This window comes from Nonomuraea sp. NPDC050310 (assembly GCF_040655795.1).
Classification (GTDB): Bacteria; Actinomycetota; Actinomycetes; order Streptosporangiales; family Streptosporangiaceae; genus Nonomuraea.
This window is the reverse complement of record NZ_JBFAKP010000001.1, coordinates 1,204,732-1,225,856: the sequence shown is the minus strand read 5'-3', so window position 1 is coordinate 1,225,856 and position 21,125 is coordinate 1,204,732. Positions and strand designations below refer to the sequence as shown.

Genomic DNA, 21,125 nt, shown 5'->3' with positions numbered 1-21,125 from the left:
GTCCGGTTACTGTGCGGAGTTGAGCTTGGCGAAGCTCTCCGGCGTGCTGATCACCGCGATGCGGTTGAGCGGCCAGTAGCGGAAGAAGGCGCTGCCCTCGACGTCGTCCACGGAGATCCAGCCGCCCGGGTCCTCGTAGTGCGCGCGCGAGTCGGCCGAGGCCGAGCGGTGGTCGCCCATCAGCCACAGCTTGCCCGGCGGCACCTTGACCGAGAACTCGTGCTCGGACGGCTTGTCACCCGGGTAGAGGTAGGACGACTCCTCCAGCGGCACCCCGTTGACCGTGATCCGGTCCTTGGCGTCGCAGCACTTCACCTGGTCGCCGCCGATGCCGATGACCCGCTTGATCGTCGCCTCGCCGTTCCAGCCCTTGAACACCACGATCTCGCCGCGGTCGACCGAGCCGTCGAGCTTGTTCACGAACACGCGGTCGTCGATGAGCAGGGTGTTCTCCATCGACTCCGACGGGATGAAGTTGGAGCCGATCACGAAGTGCTGGAGCAGCAGGGCCAGGCCGACGCCGACCGCGAGCAGCACGACCGTCTCGCGGAACCCCCCGCCCTTCTTCTTCTCCGCCTTCGGGCTCTCGGCAATGGGCTCGCTCACTTCTTCTTCCGCCTCAACAACAGCCTCCGGCGCAGCAGCACTAGGGGGATCGCGCCCGCGAAGCCCGCGAGCAACGGGGTGGCTCCGCCCAGGGCCTGCAGGGCCGGCTGGGCGAAGGTCTCGGGGATGGGCAGGGTGGTGGCCCGCGAGAACGGCCAGACGATCACGAACGCCCGCCCCACGACGTGCTCGACCGGGATGGTGCCGCCGCCGACGTCGCCCTGGTGGGCGCGCGAGTCCTGGGAGACCACGCGGTGGTCGCCCATCACCCACAGCGCGTCCTGCGGCACGGTGACGTCGAAGTGCTCCTTGGAGGGCACGTCGCCCGGGTACAGGTAGCTCTTCTCGTCCAGCGGGACGCCGTTGACCGTCACCCGCTGCTTGTCGTCGCAGCACTTCACCCGGTCGCCGGCGACGCCGATGACCCGCTTGATGTAGTCCTTCTCGCCGGGGATCACGCCGAAGGCGGTGCCGACCCAGCGGAAGAAGGCCGCGATCGGGTTGGCCGGCTCCTCGTAGACGACCTCGCTGTCCCAGGAGTCGACGCCGGAGAAGACCACGACGTCGCCGCGCTCGATGTCACGCGTGTGGTAGACGAGCTTGTTCACCAGGACCCGGTCGTTGACCAGGAGGGTGTTCTCCATCGACTCGGAGGGGATGTAGAACGCCTGCACCACGAAGGACTTGATGATCAGAGCCAGCACCAGCGCCACGACCACGAGGACGGGGAGTTCCTTCCAGAACGACCCCTTCTTGTCCTTCTTGCCTTTGGCCGGCTTCTGGGTGTCTTCCGCGACCACGTCCACCTCGTTGTCCTGGCTCTCGCTAGTCATCGCCCACGAGCCTAGATGATGCGCGTGCGCGACAAGCCACGACCGACGGTACACCGGCCACGCGTCGGAAAAGATAAAGGAAATGGCCCGGTACGGCAGTGCCGTACCGGGCCATTCCGGACGCCGTTTTACTTGGCGGTCGAGTTGTCGCGCTTCTCGCGGATGCGGGCGGCCTTGCCGCGCAGGTCACGCATGTAGTAGAGCTTGGCGCGACGCACGTCACCGCGGGTCACGAGGACGATCTTCTCGATGACCGGGCTGTGGACCGGGAAGGTCCGCTCGACGCCGACGCTGTAGCTGACCTTGCGGACCGTGAAGGTCTCGCGAGCGCCGGCACCCTGGCGGCGGAGCACGAAGCCCTTGAAGACCTGGATACGCGAGCGGTTGCCTTCGACGACTCGCACGTGAACCTCGAGCGTGTCACCGGGACGGAAGTCCGGGACGTCGCTGCGCAGGCTCGCCTTGTCGAGCTCCTGGATCTTCGTGTGCATGAGAACTATCCTCAACGTTTCGATGAGCACGCGGAGGTCCACCCGGCCTGGGCTCGAGGGGGACACGCGTACATGACTAAGCAGACCCGGAAAGCGGGCCAGCGATTCAGTGTGCCATATCTTCCGGCCCGGCGCGAAACGACAGCTCGTCCAGCACCCGGCGATCATGCTTGTCGAGGTCGGTGAGCCGCGCGGCGAGATCGGGCCGGTTGCGCACGGTCTTCTTCAGCGCCTCGTCGCGCCGCCACCGCGCCACCTTCCCGTGGTGGCCGGACAGCAGCACGTCGGGTACGGCCCGATCGCGCCAGACCGGCGGTTTGGTGTAGACCGGGCCCTCCAGGAGGTTCTCCATCGCGCCCGGCGCGAAGGAGTCGTCCACCGCGGAGTGCGCGTTGCCCAGCACGCCGGGCAGCAGCCGGCCGATGGCCTCCATCATCACCAGCACGGCCACCTCGCCCCCGGCGAGCACGTAGTCGCCGATGCTGACCTCGTCGGCGTCGTACTCGGCCATCACCCGGGAGTCGATGCCCTCGTAGCGCCCGCAGGCGAAGATCAGCCACGGTTCGCGGGCCAGTTCCTGGGCCTTCGCCTGGGTGAAGGGACGGCCGCTGGGCGTGGGCACGACCAGCTTCGGCGTGCCGCCGTCGATGATCGAGTCGAGCGCCTCGCCCCACGGCTCGGGCTTCATGACCATGCCGGGGCCGCCGCCGTACGGGCTGTCGTCGACCGTCTTGTGCACGTCGTGCGTCCAGTCGCGGAGCTGGTGCAGGCGCACGTCGAGGTCGCCGCGCTCGCGGGCCTTGCCGATGAGCGAGACGTCCAGCGGCGCGAAGTACTCCGGGAAGATCGAGACGATGTCGACCCTCATCGCGCGGACCTTCCGGCGGAGCCGCTCACAGCAGGCCCTCGGGCGGGTCCACCACGAGCCGGCCGCCCTCGACGTCCACCTCGGGGACCAGTGCCTTGACGAAGGGGATGTAGGCGTCCTCGCCGCCGCCGCGCCGGACGACCAGGAGGTCCTGGCCGTGGTGCAGCACGTCGGTGACCTCGCCGACCGGCTCGCCGGAGACCGTGACCACGGCCAGGCCGATGAGCTGGTGGTCGTGGAACTCGTCGGGGTCGCCGGTGGGCGCCACGTCCTCGGAGTCGATGAGCAGCATCGTGTCGCGCAGTTCCTCGGCGGCCTCGCGGCTGCGCACGCCCTCCACCGAGAGCAGGAGCACGCCCTTGTGCCACCGGGCGGCCTCGACCACGACCGTTCCGGCGTCGGTGGCGAAGACGGTGCCGGGGCGGAACCGCTCCTCGGGATCGTCGGTGCGCACCTCGACGGTCATCTCGCCGCGCACTCCGTGCGGACGGCCGATGCGGCCGACGGCCAGCTTCACCTTGGGGACTTCCCTTCCAGAAACGACCACACCCCCACCGGTGAACCGATGAGGGCGCGTTCGCTACGAACTTTCGCTAGCGGGCCACTTCGTACAGATCGCGCAAGTCGACCTGCACTCGCTTCCCGCCGGCCAGGGCGTTGACCACGGTGCGCAGCGCCTTGGCGGTGCGACCGTTGCGGCCGATGACCTTGCCGAGGTCGTCGGGATGCACCCGGACCTCGAGCACGCTCCCGCTGCGGATGCGGCGGGCGCGGACCCGGACATCGTCAGGATGTTCGACGATGCCCTTCACGAGGTGCTCGAGTGCCTCCTCGAGCATGTCAGGCCTCGGCCGGAGTCTCGGTGGCGGCCTCCTCGGCGGGGGCCTCCTCCTTCTTCTTGGCCTTCTTCGGCGTGGTGGCGGCGGTGCCGGTGTCGCCACCGGACATGGCCTCCTTGGCCGCGGCCTCGTACACGGCGTGCCGGTCGGCCTTCGGCTCGGCGACCAGCAGCGGCGCCGGAGCCGCCTCGCCCTTGAACTTCTGCCAGTCGCCGGTGAGCTTGAGCAGCTTCAGCACGGGCTCGGTCGGCTGCGCGCCGACACCCAGCCAGTAAGCGGCGCGCTCAGCGTCGATCTGGATGAAGGAGGGGTTCTCCTTCGGGTGGTACAGGCCGATCTCCTCGATCGCCCGGCCGTCACGCTTGGTGCGGCTGTCGGCGACGATGATGCGGTACTGCGGGTTGCGGATCATGCCGAGCCGCTTGAGCTTGATCTTGACTGCCACGGGTGTGGTCTCTCCTGCTTCAGAGCGTGGGTGAACGACGTCGCACCGAGTGGGGCACGATGGGAAGCCGCTCGAAGGGACAGGCGCGACCGGCAGGAGATGAGAGGGCACCCACCTGGCCACGATGTTCCAACATGTCATTGTGCCAGACCGCGGGCACTGCCTTCGACCAGGTACGGCAGGCGAGCCGCAAAACCTCGGTAAGCCGTGCGTGTCCCCCGCCCGCACCGGGGGGAGGTTGCGGGGCAATAGCACGCGTGACGACCACCACGAAGACTCGCGCGCTGCTGACCGCGGCAGCGGCCACGCTCACGGCCGGCGCACTGCTGCTGTCCGCGGCCGGCGCCTCCACCGGCGAATACGGCAAAGCCTCGGGCGTGCAGCTCTACCTGCCGCCCGTAGACCTGCTCGGCCAGCCGGCCTACTCCGGCATCTGGGGTACGGTCGCCGTCGAGAACACGCCCGGCACCGACACCGCCGTCCATCCCACCTGGCCGGACCCGGACGGCATGAGCCGGTTCATGTCGCTGGCCAACGGCACCCTGTACGCCAGCGGCGTGGACGCGCCCGACGCCTGGGAAGGCCGCGCCGACCTGGTCGTCAACCGCTTCGCGCTCAGCCCGTCGGCCACCGTGCCGCTGCTGTCCACCGGCAACGTCAACAACTACGCGCGGTGCACCGAGCAGGCCAAGGGCTTCGCGGCGGTGCAGTCCGCGCCGGGCACGATCAGGATCCTGGGCGACGCGCCCGCCGGGGGCACCGCCATCGAGAACGGCCAGACGGTGTCCGGAACCGTGACCGGCGCGCAGCTCGGGTTCCCGAACATCGACAGCGCGAAGATCACCGCCCGGAGGACCGACCACGAGACCCCGCCGGGCGCGCTTCCTGCCGAGGCCTGGATCGAGATCACCTTCACCGGCGTGATCAAGGACGAGGGCGGCCGGAAGTACTCGGGGCCGCTGGCCTCCGTCGTCCTCGCCAGGACCTGCGCCTTCTGCAAGCCGAAGCCGAAGCCGACGCCGACCACGCCGACCCCGACCTACACCACTCCGGGCCCGACGCCCACCACGCCCGGGCCGACACCCACCACCCCGACCCCGACCTACACCACCCCGGGCCCGACGCCCACGACACCCGGACCGACGCCCACGACACCGGGCCCGACGCCCACCACGCCCGGGCCGACGCCCACGACCCCGACGGCCACGACTCCGACCTCGGACCGGCCGCGCCCCCACCGCCCGCATGACCACGGGGGCGGCGGACGCGGCCCGGGCTCGGACGACCTGCCCATGACCGGCCTGCCGCTGGTCTACCCGGCGCTCGCCGTCGCCGCCATCGGCGCGGGACTCGCCATCCGCTACGCGAGCCGGCGCCGCCGTACCGAATAAAGAACCGACAACTGAGAAACGATGAAAGCCGGTGCTCCCGAAGGAGCACCGGCTTTCATCGTCATCAAGGTCAGGCGCGCGGGATGACCCCCAGCGCCTGCAACGCGTAGAGCACCGCGATCGCCAGCACGAGAACGGCGATGATCAACTGTGCCCGGCGCGGGTTCTTCACTTCTGCTCCGGCGGCAGGTTGAGCTTGGACGGGTCGAAGCCGGGCGGCAACTGCATGCCCGGCGGCAACCGCAGGTTGCCCAGCGCCCCGCCCTTGGGCTTGTCGGCCGCGGGCGGCGTCTCGGCGTCCTTGGCCTTGCCGAGCGCGGCCTTGCGCGGGTCGCCGCTGACCCGCCGGCCCTTGCTCTTCTTGGCCTGCTTGGCCGCCTTGCCCCGGCCGCCGGGCATGCCCGGGATGCCGACGCCGCTGGCCATGCGCTTCATCATCTTCTGGGCCTCGAAGAAGCGCGTGACGAGGTTGTTGACCGCCGAGACCTCGACGCCCGAGCCCTTGGCGATGCGCGCCCGGCGGGAGCCGTTGATCATCTTGGGGTCGCCGCGCTCGGCCGGCGTCATCGAGCGGATGATCGCCTGGATGCGGTCAAGGTCGCGCTCGTCGATGGAGTTGAGCTGGTCGCGCATCTGCCCCATGCCGGGCATCATGCCGAGCAGGTTCTTGATCGGCCCCATCTTGCGGACCATCATCATCTGCTCGAGGAAGTCGTCGAGCGTGAAGTCCTCGCCCGAGGTGAGCTTGCCCGCCATCTTGGCGGTCTGCTCCTCGTCGAAGGTCTTCTGGGCCTGCTCGATCAGGGTGAGGATGTCACCCATGTCGAGGATGCGGGAGGCCATCCGGTCGGGGTGGAAGGCGTCGAAGTCTTCCAGCTTCTCGCCGGTGGAGGCGAACATGATCGGCTTGCCGGTGATGTGCCGGACCGACAGGGCCGCGCCGCCGCGGGCGTCGCCGTCGAGCTTGGTGAGGACGACGCCGTCGAAGCCGACGCCCTCCATGAACGCCTGGGCGGTGGTGACCGCGTCCTGGCCGATCATGGCGTCGACGACGAAGAGCACCTCGTCGGGCCGGACCGCGTCGCGGATGTCGGCGGCCTGCTTCATCAGCTCGGAGTCGATGCCGAGGCGGCCGGCGGTGTCGATGACGACCACGTCGTGCTGCTGGCGCCGGGCGTGCTCGATGGAGTCGCGGGCGGCCTGGACCGGGTCGCCGACGCCGTTGCCGGCGAAGGGGGCGTAGACCGGGACGCCGGCCCGCTCGCCCATGACCTGGAGCTGCTGGACCGCGTTGGGGCGCTGGAGGTCGGCGGCGACCAGCATGGGCACGTGGCCCTGGTCGCGCAGCCACTTGGCCAGCTTGCCGGCCAGGGTCGTCTTGCCCGCGCCCTGGAGGCCGGCGAGCATGATGACCGTGGGCGGGGTCTTGGCGTAGCGCAGCCGGCGGGTCTCGCCGCCGAGGATCGCGATGAGCTCGTCATTGACGATCTTCACGACCTGCTGGGCGGGGTTGAGCGCCTGGGAGACCTCGGCGCCGCGGGCGCGCTCCTTGACCTGCGCGACGAAGGCCCTGACCACGGGAAGCGCCACATCGGCCTCGAGCAGGGCGATGCGGATCTCGCGGGTGGTCGCGTCGATGTCGGCCTCGGAGAGGCGTCCCTTGGCACGGAGGGAGGAGAAGACCGATGTCAGGCGGTCGGAAAGCGTCTCGAACACGTGGTTGACCAGTCCTCGGAGATCTTTACGGCACGGGCGCGCACCCGGGGCGCGCGCCCGCGTTCAGGCGTGGTTTCCCAGCCTATCCCCAACCGGGCACCGCCATGCGCTGGCTGAGCGCATGCTCCACGAGCGTGATCAATGCCGATTTGACCGAGTCCTTGGACCTGGCGTCCAGCCGGACGATAGGGATCCCAGGTGAGAGGGTGAGCGCCTCGCGCACCTCGGCCTCGCCGTGCGAGAACGAGCCGTCCCAGCCGTTGACTCCCACCACGAAAGGCAGTTTGGCCTCTTCGAAGTAGTCGATGGCCGGGAAGCTGTCGGCCAGCCGCCGGGTGTCGACCAGCACCACCGCGCCGATCGCCCCCCGCACCAGGTCGTCCCACATGAACCAGAACCGGTGCTGACCGGGCGTCCCGAACAGGTACAGGATCAGATCCCGGTCCAGCGAGACCCGCCCGAAGTCCATGGCCACCGTGGTCGTGGACTTCAGCGGCGTCATGCCCAGGTCGTCCACCCCGACCGAGGCGTCGGTCATGACCGCCTCGGTCGTCAGCGGCATGATCTCCGACACCGCTCCGACGAAGGTCGTCTTCCCCACGCCGAACCCACCGGCCACCACGATCTTCGTGGAGGTGAGGCCGGTGCTAGAGCCTGCGAAGTCCACTGAGCACCCTTTCGAGCAGGTTGACGTCTGGCCTTCCCTCGTCCAGCTGCGGCTGGTGGACGCGGACCAGACCCTCGGCCGCCATGTCGGCGATCAGCACCCTGACCACCCCGAGCGGCATCCGCATCAGCGCGGAGACCTCGGCGACCGATCTGATCTGCCGGCACAACTGGCTGATCGCCTGGTACTCCGGCGTCATGTAACTCAGCTCGCGCTGTTCCGCGGTCGCCGAGGAGACCAGGGCCTCCATGGCCAGCTTCATGCGCGGAGCCGTCCGGCCGCCGGTCACCGCGTACGGGCGCACCGGGGAGGCCGGATCGGAGGGAGGCGGGGGCTGGGGAACCGGTTCCCACCCGCCGCTGTTCCATCGTGGATCGCTCACCGGACTAAACCCCGTTCCGCCTGGAAGGCACCACGCGTCTGTCTCACGTCATCACCTGGTCTGGCTGGCGCGCAGTTCAGCGCGTACGGCAGGCGTCAGCACCTGGCCGGCCCGCTCGACGAGGACGGTCATCTGGTAGGCCACCAGGCCCATGTCGCAGTCGGGCGCGGCCAGCACCGCCAGGCAGGACCCGTCGCTGATCGCCATGATCAGCATGAGCCCGCGCTGCATCTCGACGATCGTCTGGTTGACCGCGCCGCCCTCGAAGACCCGCGCCGCCCCCTGTGTCAGGCTGATCAGTCCGGAGGCGATGGCGGCGAGCTGGTCGGCCCGGTCCGGCGGGAAGCCGGACGAGGCCGCGAGGGGCAGGCCGTCGGACGAGACGACCACGGCGTGCGCGACGCCAGGCACTGTCGAGACGAAGTCGGTGATCAACCAGTCGACTCCGCGAGCCCCGCGGCTCAGATCGTTCATTCGTCCTCCTCCCTGCTATCAACGTTCCGGGAGCCGGGGGGTTGCGCCCGGCCCTCGCTGAGATCCGCGCGCGCGGCGCGGAAGCCCTGCTGGAAGCTCGACAACCGGCTGCGCACCCGCTCGGGCGGCAGCGCCGGGGCCGGCGGGGGCGCCGGTGCGGCGGCCTTCGCGGCGGCATCGGCCGAGCCGGGCACCAGGTTGGCCTTGGGGACCCGCTTGGGCAGGCCCGCCGAGGTCGAGCCGTCGTTCACCGGCTCACGGGCGGCGGCCGCGGCGTTCCAGCCGGCGTCGGCCTTGGTGGTGCCCCAGGAGCTGGTGCCGCCCTGCTCGAACCAGGCCGACTCCACCGAGGCGAAGATCGGCAGGAACTCGTCGCCGGCGCTCGGCGGCTTGACCACCGGGATCGGGCCGGTGGCCGCCGACTCGGTCTCCGGGAAGTCGAAGGACTTGCGCTCCGGGGTCCGCTCGGGCGGGAAGGTCCAGCTCGGCGGCTCCTCCGGCGGCGCGGGCGGGGCGTTCCAGCCACGCGAGGCCAGCCACGGGTCGGCGGTGTCGAAGGTGCCGCCAGTGGAGAAGGCGCTGTCGCTGGTGAAGCCGCCGGTGCCGAAGCCGGATCCCGCGGAGGGGAAGGCCGAGGCGGGCGAGTCGGCCGGCCACGAGGGGCCGGGGTCGGAGGGCCAGCGCTGCTCGCCGCCGAAGCCCGGGCCGCCGAACTGCGGTTCCCGTGCCGGCGGCTCGCCGTACTGCGGCGTCGCGGGCCAGGAGCCGGGCATCTGCTCGGGGATGATCGGGGCGTGCATCGACGGCGCGGCCAGGGCCGGGGAGGCCGAGGCGAACGGGTCGGAGCTGTGCGCCGGGCCGGGGACCGCGCCGGGCATGCCGGGGGCCGCACCGGTCAGGCCGGGCTGCGCGCCGAGCAGGGACTCGGGCAGCAGCACCATGGCGGTCAGGCCGCCGGCGCCGTGCGGGCGGAGCTGGACGCGGACGCCGTGCCGGTGGGCCAGCCTCGCGACCACGAACAGGCCCATGCGGCGGGAGACGGAGACGTCGACCGTCGGGCTGTTCTCCAGGCGCTCGTTGGCGTGGGCCAGCTCCTCCTGCGTCATGCCGATGCCGTTGTCGGTGATCGACAGCATGATCGCGCCGCCGTCGATGCGGCTGGCGGAGACGACCACCCGGGTCTCGCGCGGGGAGAACGACAGCGCGTTCTCCACCAGCTCGGCCAGCAGGTGGATGATGTCGTTGACGGCCTGGCCGGCGACGGAGGCGCCGTCCGGCACCTGCAGCGCGACCCGCTCGTAGTTCTCGACCTCCGACAGCGAGGCGCGGGCCACGTCGACCAGCTTGACCGGCTGGCTCCAGCGGCGCGGCGGGTCCTGGCCGGCGAGGACCAGGAGGTTCTCGGAGTTGCGCCGCATGCGGGTGGCCAGGTGGTCGAGCTTGAACAGGTTGCCGAGCCGCTGCTCGTCCTGCTCGCCCTGCTCCAGGCTGTCGATCAGGGTGATCTGCCGCTCGACCAGGGTCTGGGAGCGGCGCGAGAGGTTGACGAACATCGCGTTGACGTTGGCGCGCAGGCGGGCTTCCTCGCCGGCCAGCCGTACCGCCTCGCGGTGGACCTCGTCGAAGGCCCGGGCGACTTCACCGACCTCGTCCTCGGAGACGACGCCGATCGGGTCGACCTGGGCGGCGGCCAGGTCACCGGACTCGCGCAGCCGGCGGACGGTCTCCGGAAGCCGCTGGCCGGCGATCTCCAGGGCTTCGCCGCGCAGCGTGCGCAGCGGGCGGACCAGCGAGCGGGCCATCACCGCGGTGACGATCAGGACCGCGACCAGCAGGGCCAGGATGAGCGCGGCGACCACGATGGCGCTGCGCTGCTCCGACTCCTTCAGCGTACGGCTGCGCAACATGATCGAGTCGGCGATCTGGATCTCGACCTTGCGCATCCGGTCGACGGTGGTGGAGGCGGCCTCGAACCACTGCTCCTCGGCCTGCTGCCCGCCGAGCAGGCGGTCGGCCAGGAGGCGGTTGCGCCCGGTCAGGAACAGCGCGCGGGCGCGCATGAACTCCGCCTGGTCGATCTTCTGGCCGCTGACCGTGTCGTCGTAGGTGTTGCGGAGCGCCAGGGGCGCCTCGCTGCGGAAGGTGTTCAGCTCGGAGTCGCGCTGGGAGCGGGCGGTGACGAAGTCGGAGCGCTGCGCCTCGGTGAAGCGGCCGGCCGCCAGGCCCGCCAGCAGGAGGGCGCGCTCGCGCGACATCTGCGCCTTGGCCCGGGACAGGGCGCCGAAGGTGGCCACGCTGTGCGACAGCTCGGTGTCGACCGCACCCTGGGAGACCTGCTCGTGGATGGCGAGCAGGTCGCGGATGATCTGCTCGTACAGGTTGATGACGGTGCCGGTGTCGAAGAGCGACTCGGCGGCCGCCTTGCGGGCGACGGCGAGCTCGTCCATGCGGTTGCGCACCTGGCGGATGTCGGCGGCGTCCACGTAGTCGGAGTCGGAGGCCCGCTGGACGATCGGTCCGAGCTCGCTCTTGGTCTTGTCCACCACGCCTTGCTGCGTCTGCATCTTCTCGACCGCGCCCTGCTGGCGCCCCTCGGCCACCCACCAGGCGGTGAGGTCGCGTTCGAGCTGGAGCTGGTCGGCGAAGGTGGCCAGCTTCCCGGCCAGTTCCGCGGTGTCGCTGACGCGCTGGTACTGGATCGCGCTGCTCACCGAGGAGGCGACGCTGACGCCGCCGAGGATGAGGGCGGCGGCCGTCGGCAGGACGACCAGGACGACGAGCTTGGAGCGGACGCGCCAGTTGCGCAGCGCGAAGATGCCGCCCTTGGACCGGGCGGCGGCGCGGGCGGGGGCCGGCGAAGGGGCCGAGTTCGCCACTGGGGCCTCAGGGTCGACGGCGGCGTCGGGCCCGACATCCCGACTGCCGCGTGAAGATGCAGTCCTCAATGACGTCCGCAACCTCTCTCGGATGGACTGAAGCACGTGATCTCGCAGCGCAGTTCTCGCTGTGACTCATGAGTATCCACGTGGCGAATGATTATTTGAGCACATCCGGATTACTTCGGCCAATGGCCCAGACAGAGCATTCACCCCATACCCCGCCAGACCCTACCCATTTCGGACATATGACACAGGGTCAAGGAGTGATTCGGACATAAGCGGACAGATGATGGTTTTTGACCGCAGGAGTGGCCATAGTTCCGGGTGATTAGTCCGTTCTGCTCCGCTACTCTGGCGCGAGTCACCGCTTCAGCCCTCGGCTGCGCGAATTTGAGGACACACATTATTGCCCTCGGCCTTGGGCGCTAAACACGAGGAGACCCATGCGGATAGGACAGTTCCCATGAGGGCACCGAGCTGGACCGAAAACAAAGTGGTGTGCGGCGTGCTCGGCGTCGTGGGCGTCACGCTCCTCGCCGAACTGGCCGGGCGCACCGGTCTGATCTCCACGGATCTGTTCCCGCTGGCCTCGACGATCATCGCCGAGGCGATCACGCTCATCGCCGACCCGGCGTTCCTGGGCGACATCGCGGGCACCTTCGGCGCCTGGGCCGCCGGGCTGGCGCTGACCGTACTGCTGGCCGTACCGGCCGGGCTGGTCCTGGGCAGCGTGCCGGCACTGGAGGCGGTGGCGCGGCCGGTGATCGAGTTCCTGCGGCCGATCCCGTCGATCGCGATCATCCCGCTGGCCGTCTTCCTGTTCCCGGACAACCTGCAGATGAAGATCGGGGTCATCGCCTACGCGTCCACCTGGCCGATCCTGATCAACACGATCTACGGGGTGAAGGACGTGGACCCGCTGGCCAAGGAGACGCTGCGCACCTTCGGCTTCGGCCGGTCGGCCGTGCTCGCCCGGGTGTCGCTGCCCAGCGCCGCGCCGTTCATCGCCACCGGGATCCGCATCGCCGCCGGCTTCGGCCTCATCGTCGCGATCAGCGCGGAGCTGATCAGCAGCCAGGAATCCGGGATCGGCACCTTCATCCTGGAGGCCGGCAGCAGCCCCGAGGGCGTGCTGCTCACCGTCGCCGCGGTGCTGTGGGCGGGCGTGCTGGGCCTGCTGACCAACGCCGCGTTCGTGGGCGCGGAACGGCGGATGTTCCGCTGGCACACGGCCAAGACCGGAGGCGCCCGATGAACCGGTTCACCCTCACGCTGACGCGGATCGCGGTGTTCGCGGCCATCCTGGGCGGCTGGGAGCTGCTCGCCCGGGCGGGCGAGAGCACCTTCTACCCGCCGCCGTCGGCCATCGCGGCGAAGGCCGTGGAAATGTGGTTCTCCGGCCCGGCCGGGCAGCTCTGGCTGTCGGAGGCGGCGCTGGGCCACTTCCCGCCCAGCATCGGGCGGCTGCTGGCCGGCTGGGTGCTGGCCGGCGTCATCGGCATCGGGCTCGGGCTGCTGCTCGGCCGTACCGCCGTGGCGTTGCGCTTCCTCGACCCGGTCATCCAGTTCGGCCGGGCGCTGCCGCCGCCCGCGCTGCTGATGGTCTTCCTCGCCCTGTTCGGCAGCGGGCCGCGGATGCAGATCGCGGTGATCGCCTTCGGCATCGTCTGGCCGGTGCTGTTCAACACCATCGACGGGGCGCGCAACGTGGACGCGCTCTACCTGGAGTCGGCCCGGGCCTTCGGGCTGAGCGGGCGGCAGCGGCTGACCAAGGTGATCCTCCCGGCCGCGGCGCCGAAGATCTTCGCCGGGCTGCGGGTGAGCCTGTCGCTGGCGCTGATCCTCATGGTCATCTCGGAGCTGGTGGGCGCCACCGACGGGATCGGCTTCCAGTTGCTGACGGCTCAGCGCAACTTCGACCTCGCGAGCGTGTGGGGGCTGGTCATCCTCCTCGGCGTCCTCGGACTGCTGCTGAACGGGCTGTTCTTGCTGGTGGAGAGGCGTTTGCTGGCCTGGCACCGGTTCGCGCGGCAGACCGTCTGATCCATCCCACAATCAGACGACATATTCCAAATACACAGTTTTTATTACCGAATGTCCGGATTCATGGGCGTTTTCTGGGGGCCCAAGAATCCGGACATTTCCTTACAAGCAAGGCCAAGGGGTAACAGGAGGAATCCGGCAATATAGGTCAATCCATCGCCTTGCGCTAAGCTCATCGACCGCAAGATCACAGCTTGGGCGTGTATTTCGGCACGCGCTTCCCCCCGGGAGAGTCCATGTCCGGTCTCCGGCGTCGCATAAGCATTTCCGCACTAGTCGTCTCACTCGCCCTCGCCGCCACCGCCTGCGGTGGCGGCGGCAGCACCACCAGCTCGGGGACGGGCGGTCTGGAGAAGACCGACCTCACCGTCGGCATGCTGCCGCTGCCCGAGGTCGCGCCGGTCCAGATCGCCATCGACAAGGGCTTCTTCAAGGCCGAGGGCCTGAACGTCAAGGTCCAGACCATCCAGGGTGGCGCGGCGGCCATGGGCGAGCTGGCCTCCGGCAAGCTCGACGTGCTGCACTCCAACTACGTCTCCGCGCTGAAGGCCTCCGCCGAGAACGTCGCCAAGCTGAAGGTGATCGCCGAGGCCTACGTGGCCAAGCCGAACAACTTCCTGCTGATGGCCAAGAAGGACTCCCCGGTCACCTCGATGGCCGACCTCAAGGGCAAGAAGATCGCCGTCAACACGCTGAACAACGTGGCGACGCTGACCGTGAGCGCCCAGCTCGAGGTCGCCGGCCTCAAGCCGGAGGACGTGCAGTTCGTGGAGCACCCCTTCCCCGAGATGCCCGGCATGCTGGAGCAGGGCCAGATCGACGCGGCCTTCCTCCCCGAGCCCTTCCACGAGCTGGCCGCCAGCAAGAACGGCGCCAAGACCATCACCGACCTGATGCAGGGCCCGACCGCCGACTTCCCGATCGCCGGCTACCTGGTGACCGAGGAGTTCGCGAGCAAGAACCCGAAGACCGTCGCGGCCTTCCAGCGCGGCCTCACCAAGGCCATCGAGCTGGCGATCAGCAACTCCGACGAGGTGGACGCGGCGCTGCCGAAGTACACCAAGATCGACCAGGCCACGGCCGACCTGATGCAGCTCGGCGGCTACTCCACCTCGGTGAACCCGACCCGGCTCCAGCGGGTGGCGGACCTGATGCTGAAGTTCGGCTACCTCAAGGCGAAGTTCGACGTGGCGCCCCTGGTGCACTCCCCGGCTGCTTCCTGACCCGCACCGGAATCGAGCCCGCTCCCGAGCGGGCCCGGCCCCCGGTGAGGGTCAGGCCACGCTCCACGAGGCCCGGCGGTTGAGCTCCTCGACATCCATGTCGGTGAGCCTCCGCTGGGCCTCCGCCGTCTCGGCCAGTTCCGCGGCGGTCAGCACGTCGGCGATGTCGCCGAACCCCTGCGGCGCGCGCTCGGCGACCAGCCGCAAGGTGCTCTCCATCGGCAGTTCGCGGTGCGCGCGGACCAGCGCGTTGGTCGCCTCGCGGCGCTCCAGCTCGTAGGCGGCCAGCCCGTCCTCCGGGCGGCCGGCGGTGGCCAGGCAGCGAGCCAGCACCCGCGCGTCGAGCACCGCCTGCGAGCCGCCGTTGGACCCGATCGGGTAGACCGGGTGCGCGGCGTCGCCCAGCAGCGTGACCCGCCCGCTCCCCCAGCTGTCCAGCGGGTCGCGGTCGACCATGGGGTAGGCCAGGATGCGCTCGGTCGCGGCGATGACGCCCGGGATGTCGAGCAGGGCGTGCTTCCAGTCGGCGAAGTGCGTGAGCACCTCCTCCAGGCGGCCCTGGCCGGTCCAGTCGGCCAGCTCCACCACGCCAGGCTCGGCCACCTTGACCTCGGCCACCCAGTTGATCAGCGCCCGGCCGCGCTCGCGGGCCCGCGCCGAGACCGGGTAGGCCACGAACTTGGCGACCGCGTTGGAGCCGGCGACCAGCACGGTCGCGTCGTCCATGAACGGCTCGCCCTCGGCCACGCCGCGCCACATCTGCACGCCGCACCACTGCAGGTGGTCGCCGTGCGGGTGGAGCCGGGCGCGCACCGCGGAGTGGATGCCGTCGGCGCCGACGAGCACGTCGGCGCGCTCCTCGCCGGTGGACAGCCGCGCGGTGACGCCGTCCTCGTCCTGGACGAAGTCCTCGAACGTGGTGCCGGTGACGACCGCGTCGGCGCCGAGCCGCTCGCGCACCGCCTCCAGCAGGAGCATCTGGAGCTCGCCGCGGTGGATGGAGTACTGCGGCCAGCGGTAGCCGGCCGACAGGCCGCGCGGCAACGCGATGATCACCCCGCCGAAGCGGTCGGTGAAGGTCATGAAGCTGGTCCGCACGCCGGTGCGCTCCAGCGCGTCGCCCAGGCCGAGCTCGGTCAGCTCCCGCACCGCGTGCGGCTGCAGGTTGATGCCGACGCCCAGGGGCTTGAGCTGGGCGGCCGACTCCACGATCCGGCAGTCGATGCCCGCCGCGTGGAGGCTGAGCGCGGTGGTGAGCCCGCCGATCCCGCCACCGATGATCAAAGCCCGCACGAGTGCTCCTTCCCCGCCGTAACCACCAAATGATCATAGTCGTCCGAACCCCGGCAAATAGCGCCGAGGCCGCAAATGTCAGCCTTCATGCGCACCGCGCGGGGAGCCGCGCCGATCATCTCAGAAGGCTCCGCGGGGAAGCCGGGCTTCAGGCACACCCGCTTCTCTTAAAGCCATAAAACCGGAGAAATAGACATAAACGCCGCTTAATGGTCAATTATCTTGACTCGATGAGTGACCGGCCAAGACGCACTCGGATAGAGTCCCGATGTTCCGCCGCTCCTCCCCCCGCAAGGATCCCGGTTTTGCTCGAGATATCGAACCTCACGCACACCTACGGCAGCGGCCCCACCGCGCACCACGCGATCGACGGCCTGTCGCTCCACGTCGCCGAGGGCGAACTGCTGTCCATCGTCGGCCCGTCGGGCTGCGGGAAGTCCACCCTCCTGCGCTCCATCGCCGGCCTCATCACCCCGACCGGCGGTGAGATCCGCGTGAGCGGGGAGCTCGTCCGCCAGACCCCCGACAACCTGGCCGTGGTCTTCCAGGACTACAGCCGCTCGCTCTTCCCCTGGATGTCGGTCGCCGACAACGTCGCGCTCCCGCTGCGCCGGCGCGGCCTGGACAAGGCCAAGCGCAAGGAGGCCGCCCAGGAGGCGCTGGAGTCGGTGGGCCTGTCCGGGGCGGGCAAGAAGTACCCGTTCCAGTTGTCCGGCGGCATGCAGCAGCGCGTGGCCATCGCCCGCGCCCTGGCCTACCGCCCGTCGCTGATGCTCATGGACGAGCCCTTCGGCTCGGTGGACGCCCAGACCCGCGAGGATCTGGAGGACCTGGTCCTGCAGGTGCGCGGGCACCACCGGATGACGATCGTGCTGATCACCCACGACATTGACGAGAGCGTCTACGTCGGCGACCGCGTCGTCATCCTGTCCAAGGCTCCCGCGCACGTGGTCGGCGACCTCAAGGTCGACCTGCCCGGACCTCGTGACCAGATCAGCACCCGCGAGCACCCCGACTTCGTCCACCTGCGCGCGGAGGTGGGCCGGCTGGTGCGCGGCGTCGAAAGGACCCCCGCATGAGACGTCTGGCCGCCGTAGCCGCCTTAGCCCTCGCCCTCGCCGCCTGTGGCGGCGGGGGCGACTCGGGTTCGACCGGCGGGCTGGAGAAGACCACCCTGACCGTCGGCGTGGTGCCGGTCCCCTCCTCGGCCTCGCTCTTCATCGCCGAGAAGAAGGGCTTCTTCAAGGAGGAGGGCCTGACCGTCAAGACGGAGATCATCCAGGCTCCGCAGGCGGTCCTGCCGAAGATCCTCAACGGCAGCATGGACGCCTTCCTGACCAGCTACGTCTCCCTGCTGGCCATCCACGAGAAGGGCACGGCCAAGCTCAAGCTCTTCCAGCACGTCCAGGCGGGCGCGCCCGGCATCGCCAGCGTGGTCGTGCCCGCGGACTCCCCGGTCAAGGCGGTCGCCGACCTGAAGGGCAAGACCGTCGCGGTCAACGTGCTCCAGGCGCTCGGCCAGACGGTCACCAACGCCCATCTGCAGCAGGCCGGGCTCACCCCGGCCGACGTGAAGTTCACCGCCGTCCCCTTCGACCAGCAGCTCCCCGCGCTGGCGAGCAAGAGCGTCGACGCCGCGTGGCTGGTCGAGCCGTTCCTGTCGGCGGCCAAGGCGCAGGGCGCGGTCGAGCTCATCGACACCACCAGCGGGCCGACCGCGGGCATCCCGATCGACGCCTGGGGCGTCTCGGAGAAGTGGCTGAGCGACAACCCCAAGACCGCCGCCGCCTTCCACCGCGCGCTCGCCAAGGCCCAGAAGCTGGCGAGCGACGACCGGGCGGCGATCAACGAGGTCATCCCGACCTACACCAAGATCCCGGCGGACGTGGCGGCCAAGATGAAGCTCGGGACCTTCTCGATGGAGGTCGACAAGGCCGCCTTCCAGAAGCTGGCCGACCTGCTGCAGGGCTACGGCTACATCGGCAGGAAGGTGGACGTGGCGGAGCTCGTCCCCGCCAAGATCGGATGATCAGGAAGGTCGCGCTGGGTGCGGCGGGCGTGGCGGCGGTCCTGCTCGCCGCCGAGCTCTTCGGACCGTCCTTCCTGCCGCGGGCCTCGGCCGTCCTGGCGGCGGCGGCCGGGCTGGCGGTCGATCCGGCCTTCCTGGCGCACGCCGGCGCCACCCTCCTGGCGTGCGGAGCCGGCCTGGCCATCGCGATCATGCTGGCCGTACCTCTGGGGTTGCTGCTGGGGAGCGTGCCGCTGATCGAGCGGTCGATGCGGCCGCTGGTGGAGTTCCTGCGGCCGATCCCGTCGCTGGCGCTGATCCCGCTGGCCATGTTCGTCTGGACCGACAGCCACGACGCCAAGACGGCGCTGATCGTCTACACCTGCTCGTGGCCGCTGCTCATCAACACCATGTACGGCCTGGGCGACGTGGACCCGCTGGCCAAGGAGACGTTGCGCGCCTTCGGCTTCGGGCCGCTGGCGGTGCTGGCGCGGGTGTCGTTGCCGAGCACCGCGCCCTTCATCGCCACCGCGGTCCGCATCGCCGCCTCGGTCACGCTCATCGTCGCGGTCAGCGTCGAACTGCTGGCCGGCGGCGGCGGGATCGGCGTCTTCCTGCTGGAGGCGGGAACCGCCAACCGGCCCGACCTGGTCTTCGCCGGGACGCTCTGGGCCGGTGCGCTCGGGCTGGCGGCCAACCTGCTGTTCACCCTGGCCGAGCGGAGGCTGTTCCGGTGGCACTTCACACGCTGATCCGGCTGGCGCTGGTGGTCGTGGCGCTGGCCGCGTGGGAGGCGGGCTCGCGGCTGGCCGAGGCGGTCTACTTCCCGCCGCCCTCGGTGATCGCGGCCAAGACCGTGACGCTGTGGGTGAGCCCGGAAGGCGCCGCCGACGTGCTGCCCAGCCTCGCCCGGCTGGGCGCCGGCTGGGCGGTGGCCGCCGCGGCCGGGGTGGCGCTCGGCCTGGCGATCGGCCGGTCGCGGACGCTGGCCGACCTGACCGGGCCGCTGGTGCACTTCGGGCGCTCGGTGCCGCCCGCCGCGCTGCTGCCGCTCTTCCTGCTCTTCTTCCCGATCGGGTCGCCGGTGCAGATCGCGGCCATCGTGTACGGCGTGCTGTGGCCGGTGCTGATCAACACGGCGGACGGGGCCCGGTTCGTGGACCGGCAGTACCTGGAGACCGCCCGCGTCTTCCGGATGGGCCGGGCTCAGCAGCTCTGGCGGATCATCCTGCCGGCGGCGGCGCCCAAGATCTTCGCCGGGCTGCGGCTGAGCGTCTCGCTGGCGCTGATCATGATGGTCATCTCCGAGCTCTACGCCAGCACGGAGGGGATCGGCCACCGGATGCGGGAGGCGGAAGGCATCGACATCCCGGCCCTGTGGGCGGCGATCGTGTTGCTCGGGCTGCTCGGCATCGTGCTGAACAGCGGCTTCCTGCTCGTCGAGGCCCGGCTGCTGGCCTGGCACCGGGGCGCGCACGCGGAGCGTTGACGTTGCCGGGAGCGGCGCCGGCCAGGGGGTGCTGTCGGTCCGGGCGGCGAGCCTGAGGGTCGCCGCCCGGTCCGGAAGGACTAGGCCGGGGTGGCCATGTGCCGGGTGAGCGCGTGCTCCACCAGCGTGATCAGCGTCTGCTTGACCGACTCGCGGGCCCGCGCGTCGAGCGAGACGATCGGCACGTACGGCGGCAGCGACAGCGCCTCGCGCACCTCCTCGGCCTGGTGCGGGAAGCTCCCGTCCCAGCCGTTGATGCCGATCACGAAGGGCAGCTGCGCCTCTTCGAAGTAGTCGATCGCCGGGAAGCTGTCGGCCAGCCGCCGGGTGTCGACGAGCACCACCGCGCCGATGGCGCCGCGCACCAGGTCGTCCCACATGAACCAGAACCGGTGCTGCCCGGGCGTGCCGAACAGGTAGAGGATCAGGTCCTGGTCGAGGGAGACCCGGCCGAAGTCCATCGCCACGGTGGTGGTGGTCTTGGTCGGCGTGAGCGACAGGTCGTCCACCCCCGCCGAGGCGTCGGTCATGACGGCTTCCGTGGTCAGCGGCAGGATCTCCGAAACCGCACCCACGAATGTCGTCTTGCCGACACCGAAGCCGCCTGCCACGACGATCTTCGTCGAGGAGAGGCCTCTAGAGCCTGCGAAGTCCACTGAGCACCCTTTCGAGCAGGTTGAGGTCCGGCTTACCCGACTCCAGCGCAGGCTGGTGGACGCGGATGAGCCCCTCCGCCGCCATGTCGGCGATCAGCACTCGGACGACCCCGAGCGGCTGTCGTAAAAGAGCGGAGATCTCGGCGATCGAGCGTACCTGGCGAGCCAGGTTGATGATCGTTTGATACTCCGGACTGATAAGTGAAATGTCTTGGTGCGCGGCTGTCAATTCCGCGGGGACCGATACCAACGCCTCCATAGCGAACTTGATCCGCGGCGCGGTCCGCCCTCCGGTCACGGCATACGGCCGGACCAGAGAGTTGGCCTTGCGTGGCTTGTTCGGCGAGGTATCACCCGTCCAACCCTGCTCTGACACAAACCTCTCCCGTCGCAACCGCCCTTAGCGGGGGCGGGCCGCCTGCAGCTCGGCCCGCACGGCGGGGGTGAGCACCTGGCCCGCCCGCTCGACGAGCAGGGTCATCTGGTAGGCCACCAAGCCCATGTCGCAGTCGGCCGAGGCCAGCACGGCCAGGCTCGACCCGTCGCTGATGGACATGATCATCAGCAGTCCGCGCTGCATCTCGATGACGGTCTGGCTGACCGCGCCGCCCTCGAACACCCGGGCCGCGCCCGCGGTGAGGCTGACCACACCGGAGGCCACCGCGGCGAGCTGGTCGGCCCGGTCCTTGGGGAAGCCCTCGGAGAAAGCCAGCGGCAACCCGTCGGCGGAGACCACCACGGTGTGCGCCACCCCGGGCACGTTGTTCACGAAGTCAGTGATCAACCAGCTGACGCCGCGCGCGCCCTGACTCAGTTCTCTCA

24 protein-coding genes are annotated in these 21,125 nt (G+C 69.9%); 8 read left to right on the top strand and 16 right to left on the bottom strand.

Features of this window, described 5'->3' with window-relative positions; genetic code table 11:
- Window positions 1–6 precede the first annotated feature (6 nt).
- From lepB (AB0I67_RS05775) to rpsP, 7 genes are all read right to left on the bottom strand, one after another.
- Window positions 7–606 (bottom strand): signal peptidase I, encoded by a 600-nt coding sequence (gene lepB, locus AB0I67_RS05775; protein WP_357918128.1) that lies wholly within the window; start codon window positions 604–606, stop codon window positions 7–9.
- A complete protein-coding gene (lepB, locus tag AB0I67_RS05770; protein ID WP_357918125.1) occupies window positions 603–1,439 on the bottom strand; it encodes a signal peptidase I in 837 nt (278 codons plus the stop codon). The genes lepB (AB0I67_RS05775) and lepB (AB0I67_RS05770) overlap by 4 nt, the downstream gene beginning before the upstream one ends.
- Window positions 1,440–1,567: 128 nt before the next feature.
- On the bottom strand, window positions 1,568–1,930 hold the full coding sequence (gene rplS, locus AB0I67_RS05765) for a 50S ribosomal protein L19 (RefSeq protein WP_357918122.1): 363 nt from the start codon (window positions 1,928–1,930) through the stop codon (window positions 1,568–1,570).
- A gap of 106 nt (window positions 1,931–2,036) precedes the next feature.
- Entirely contained in the window at window positions 2,037–2,798 is a 762-nt protein-coding gene (gene trmD, locus AB0I67_RS05760; RefSeq protein WP_357918119.1) for a tRNA (guanosine(37)-N1)-methyltransferase TrmD, read from the bottom strand.
- Window positions 2,799–2,823: 25 nt separating this feature from the next.
- A complete protein-coding gene (gene rimM / locus AB0I67_RS05755; protein ID WP_357918116.1) occupies window positions 2,824–3,315 on the bottom strand; it encodes a ribosome maturation factor RimM in 492 nt (163 codons plus the stop codon).
- 76 nt (window positions 3,316–3,391) lie between these two features.
- Window positions 3,392–3,637: an RNA-binding protein gene (locus tag AB0I67_RS05750; protein ID WP_357918113.1), complete on the bottom strand. Its 246-nt coding sequence runs from the start codon at window positions 3,635–3,637 to the stop codon at window positions 3,392–3,394.
- A gap of 1 nt (window position 3,638) precedes the next feature.
- Complete coding sequence (gene rpsP / locus AB0I67_RS05745) at window positions 3,639–4,082, bottom strand: 30S ribosomal protein S16 (protein ID WP_357918110.1); 444 nt, start codon at window positions 4,080–4,082, stop codon at window positions 3,639–3,641.
- A gap of 257 nt (window positions 4,083–4,339) precedes the next feature.
- Between rpsP and AB0I67_RS05740 the strand changes: the two genes are divergently transcribed.
- Entirely contained in the window at window positions 4,340–5,473 is a 1,134-nt protein-coding gene (locus AB0I67_RS05740; RefSeq protein ID WP_357918107.1) for a hypothetical protein, read from the top strand.
- 168 nt (window positions 5,474–5,641) lie between these two features.
- Here AB0I67_RS05740 and ffh read toward each other — a convergent pair whose 3' ends face one another.
- From ffh to AB0I67_RS05715, 5 genes are all read right to left on the bottom strand, one after another.
- Window positions 5,642–7,189, bottom strand: a complete 1,548-nt coding sequence (gene ffh, locus AB0I67_RS05735; RefSeq protein ID WP_357918104.1) for a signal recognition particle protein — start codon at window positions 7,187–7,189, stop codon at window positions 5,642–5,644.
- 82 nt (window positions 7,190–7,271) lie between these two features.
- On the bottom strand, window positions 7,272–7,856 hold the full coding sequence (locus AB0I67_RS05730) for an ATP/GTP-binding protein (protein ID WP_357918101.1): 585 nt from the start codon (window positions 7,854–7,856) through the stop codon (window positions 7,272–7,274).
- Complete coding sequence (locus AB0I67_RS05725) at window positions 7,837–8,160, bottom strand: DUF742 domain-containing protein (protein WP_357918398.1); 324 nt, start codon at window positions 8,158–8,160, stop codon at window positions 7,837–7,839. Before AB0I67_RS05725 ends, AB0I67_RS05730 begins: the two co-directional genes overlap by 20 nt.
- Window positions 8,161–8,289: 129 nt before the next feature.
- A complete protein-coding gene (locus tag AB0I67_RS05720; RefSeq protein WP_357918098.1) occupies window positions 8,290–8,712 on the bottom strand; it encodes a roadblock/LC7 domain-containing protein in 423 nt (140 codons plus the stop codon).
- Window positions 8,709–11,588 (bottom strand): nitrate- and nitrite sensing domain-containing protein, encoded by a 2,880-nt coding sequence (locus tag AB0I67_RS05715; RefSeq protein ID WP_357918095.1) that lies wholly within the window; start codon window positions 11,586–11,588, stop codon window positions 8,709–8,711. Before AB0I67_RS05715 ends, AB0I67_RS05720 begins: the two co-directional genes overlap by 4 nt.
- A gap of 466 nt (window positions 11,589–12,054) precedes the next feature.
- Between AB0I67_RS05715 and AB0I67_RS05710 the strand changes: the two genes are divergently transcribed.
- From AB0I67_RS05710 to AB0I67_RS05700, 3 genes are all read left to right on the top strand, one after another.
- On the top strand, window positions 12,055–12,846 hold the full coding sequence (locus AB0I67_RS05710; RefSeq protein ID WP_357918092.1) for an ABC transporter permease: 792 nt from the start codon (window positions 12,055–12,057) through the stop codon (window positions 12,844–12,846).
- A complete protein-coding gene (locus tag AB0I67_RS05705) occupies window positions 12,843–13,634 on the top strand; it encodes an ABC transporter permease (RefSeq protein ID WP_357918089.1) in 792 nt (263 codons plus the stop codon). The genes AB0I67_RS05710 and AB0I67_RS05705 overlap by 4 nt, the downstream gene beginning before the upstream one ends.
- Window positions 13,635–13,870: 236 nt before the next feature.
- Window positions 13,871–14,857, top strand: a complete 987-nt coding sequence (locus tag AB0I67_RS05700) for an ABC transporter substrate-binding protein (RefSeq protein ID WP_357918086.1) — start codon at window positions 13,871–13,873, stop codon at window positions 14,855–14,857.
- 51 nt (window positions 14,858–14,908) lie between these two features.
- On the opposite strand, the gene AB0I67_RS05695 is transcribed toward AB0I67_RS05700, so the two are convergent.
- Complete coding sequence (locus tag AB0I67_RS05695; RefSeq protein WP_357918083.1) at window positions 14,909–16,150, bottom strand: flavin-dependent oxidoreductase; 1,242 nt, start codon at window positions 16,148–16,150, stop codon at window positions 14,909–14,911.
- Window positions 16,151–16,455: 305 nt separating this feature from the next.
- Between AB0I67_RS05695 and AB0I67_RS05690 the strand changes: the two genes are divergently transcribed.
- Genes AB0I67_RS05690 through AB0I67_RS05675 form a run of 4 tightly spaced genes read left to right on the top strand, consistent with a single transcriptional unit; the run spans window position 16,456 to window position 19,647 of the window.
- On the top strand, window positions 16,456–17,229 hold the full coding sequence (locus tag AB0I67_RS05690) for an ABC transporter ATP-binding protein (protein ID WP_357918080.1): 774 nt from the start codon (window positions 16,456–16,458) through the stop codon (window positions 17,227–17,229).
- A complete protein-coding gene (locus tag AB0I67_RS05685; protein ID WP_357918077.1) occupies window positions 17,226–18,179 on the top strand; it encodes an ABC transporter substrate-binding protein in 954 nt (317 codons plus the stop codon). Before AB0I67_RS05690 ends, AB0I67_RS05685 begins: the two co-directional genes overlap by 4 nt.
- Window positions 18,176–18,910 (top strand): ABC transporter permease, encoded by a 735-nt coding sequence (locus AB0I67_RS05680; protein ID WP_357918074.1) that lies wholly within the window; start codon window positions 18,176–18,178, stop codon window positions 18,908–18,910. The genes AB0I67_RS05685 and AB0I67_RS05680 overlap by 4 nt, the downstream gene beginning before the upstream one ends.
- Window positions 18,892–19,647 carry an ABC transporter permease subunit gene (locus tag AB0I67_RS05675; RefSeq protein ID WP_357918072.1) on the top strand — a complete coding sequence of 252 codons (756 nt, stop codon included), beginning with the start codon at window positions 18,892–18,894 and terminating at the stop codon, window positions 19,645–19,647. Before AB0I67_RS05680 ends, AB0I67_RS05675 begins: the two co-directional genes overlap by 19 nt.
- 80 nt (window positions 19,648–19,727) lie before the next feature.
- Here the strand turns inward: AB0I67_RS05675 and AB0I67_RS05670 are convergent, their stop codons facing one another.
- Genes AB0I67_RS05670 through AB0I67_RS05660 form a run of 3 tightly spaced genes read right to left on the bottom strand, consistent with a single transcriptional unit; the run spans window position 19,728 to window position 21,117 of the window.
- Window positions 19,728–20,303: an ATP/GTP-binding protein gene (locus AB0I67_RS05670; RefSeq protein ID WP_357918070.1), complete on the bottom strand. Its 576-nt coding sequence runs from the start codon at window positions 20,301–20,303 to the stop codon at window positions 19,728–19,730.
- Window positions 20,284–20,679 (bottom strand): DUF742 domain-containing protein, encoded by a 396-nt coding sequence (locus tag AB0I67_RS05665; protein ID WP_357918068.1) that lies wholly within the window; start codon window positions 20,677–20,679, stop codon window positions 20,284–20,286. The genes AB0I67_RS05670 and AB0I67_RS05665 overlap by 20 nt, the downstream gene beginning before the upstream one ends.
- A gap of 24 nt (window positions 20,680–20,703) precedes the next feature.
- Window positions 20,704–21,117: a roadblock/LC7 domain-containing protein gene (locus AB0I67_RS05660; RefSeq protein ID WP_357918395.1), complete on the bottom strand. Its 414-nt coding sequence runs from the start codon at window positions 21,115–21,117 to the stop codon at window positions 20,704–20,706.
- Window positions 21,118–21,125 lie beyond the last annotated feature (8 nt).

What these genes read in the sequence shown, in the direction of transcription:
- AB0I67_RS05705 (WP_357918089.1), top strand. Translation starts at nt 12,843, where the DNA reads ATGAACCGGTTCACCCTCACGCTGACGCGGATCGCGGTGTTCGCGGCC.
- lepB (WP_357918125.1), bottom strand. Translation starts at nt 1,439, where the DNA reads ATGACTAGCGAGAGCCAGGACAACGAGGTGGACGTGGTCGCGGAAGAC.
- AB0I67_RS05680 (WP_357918074.1), top strand. Translation starts at nt 18,176, where the DNA reads ATGATCAGGAAGGTCGCGCTGGGTGCGGCGGGCGTGGCGGCGGTCCTG.
- AB0I67_RS05685 (WP_357918077.1), top strand. Translation starts at nt 17,226, where the DNA reads ATGAGACGTCTGGCCGCCGTAGCCGCCTTAGCCCTCGCCCTCGCCGCC.
- AB0I67_RS05710 (WP_357918092.1), top strand. Translation starts at nt 12,055, where the DNA reads ATGAGGGCACCGAGCTGGACCGAAAACAAAGTGGTGTGCGGCGTGCTC.
- trmD (WP_357918119.1), bottom strand. Translation starts at nt 2,798, where the DNA reads ATGAGGGTCGACATCGTCTCGATCTTCCCGGAGTACTTCGCGCCGCTG.
- AB0I67_RS05700 (WP_357918086.1), top strand. Translation starts at nt 13,871, where the DNA reads ATGTCCGGTCTCCGGCGTCGCATAAGCATTTCCGCACTAGTCGTCTCA.
- AB0I67_RS05750 (WP_357918113.1), bottom strand. Translation starts at nt 3,637, where the DNA reads ATGCTCGAGGAGGCACTCGAGCACCTCGTGAAGGGCATCGTCGAACAT.
- rplS (WP_357918122.1), bottom strand. Translation starts at nt 1,930, where the DNA reads ATGCACACGAAGATCCAGGAGCTCGACAAGGCGAGCCTGCGCAGCGAC.
- AB0I67_RS05720 (WP_357918098.1), bottom strand. Translation starts at nt 8,712, where the DNA reads ATGAACGATCTGAGCCGCGGGGCTCGCGGAGTCGACTGGTTGATCACC.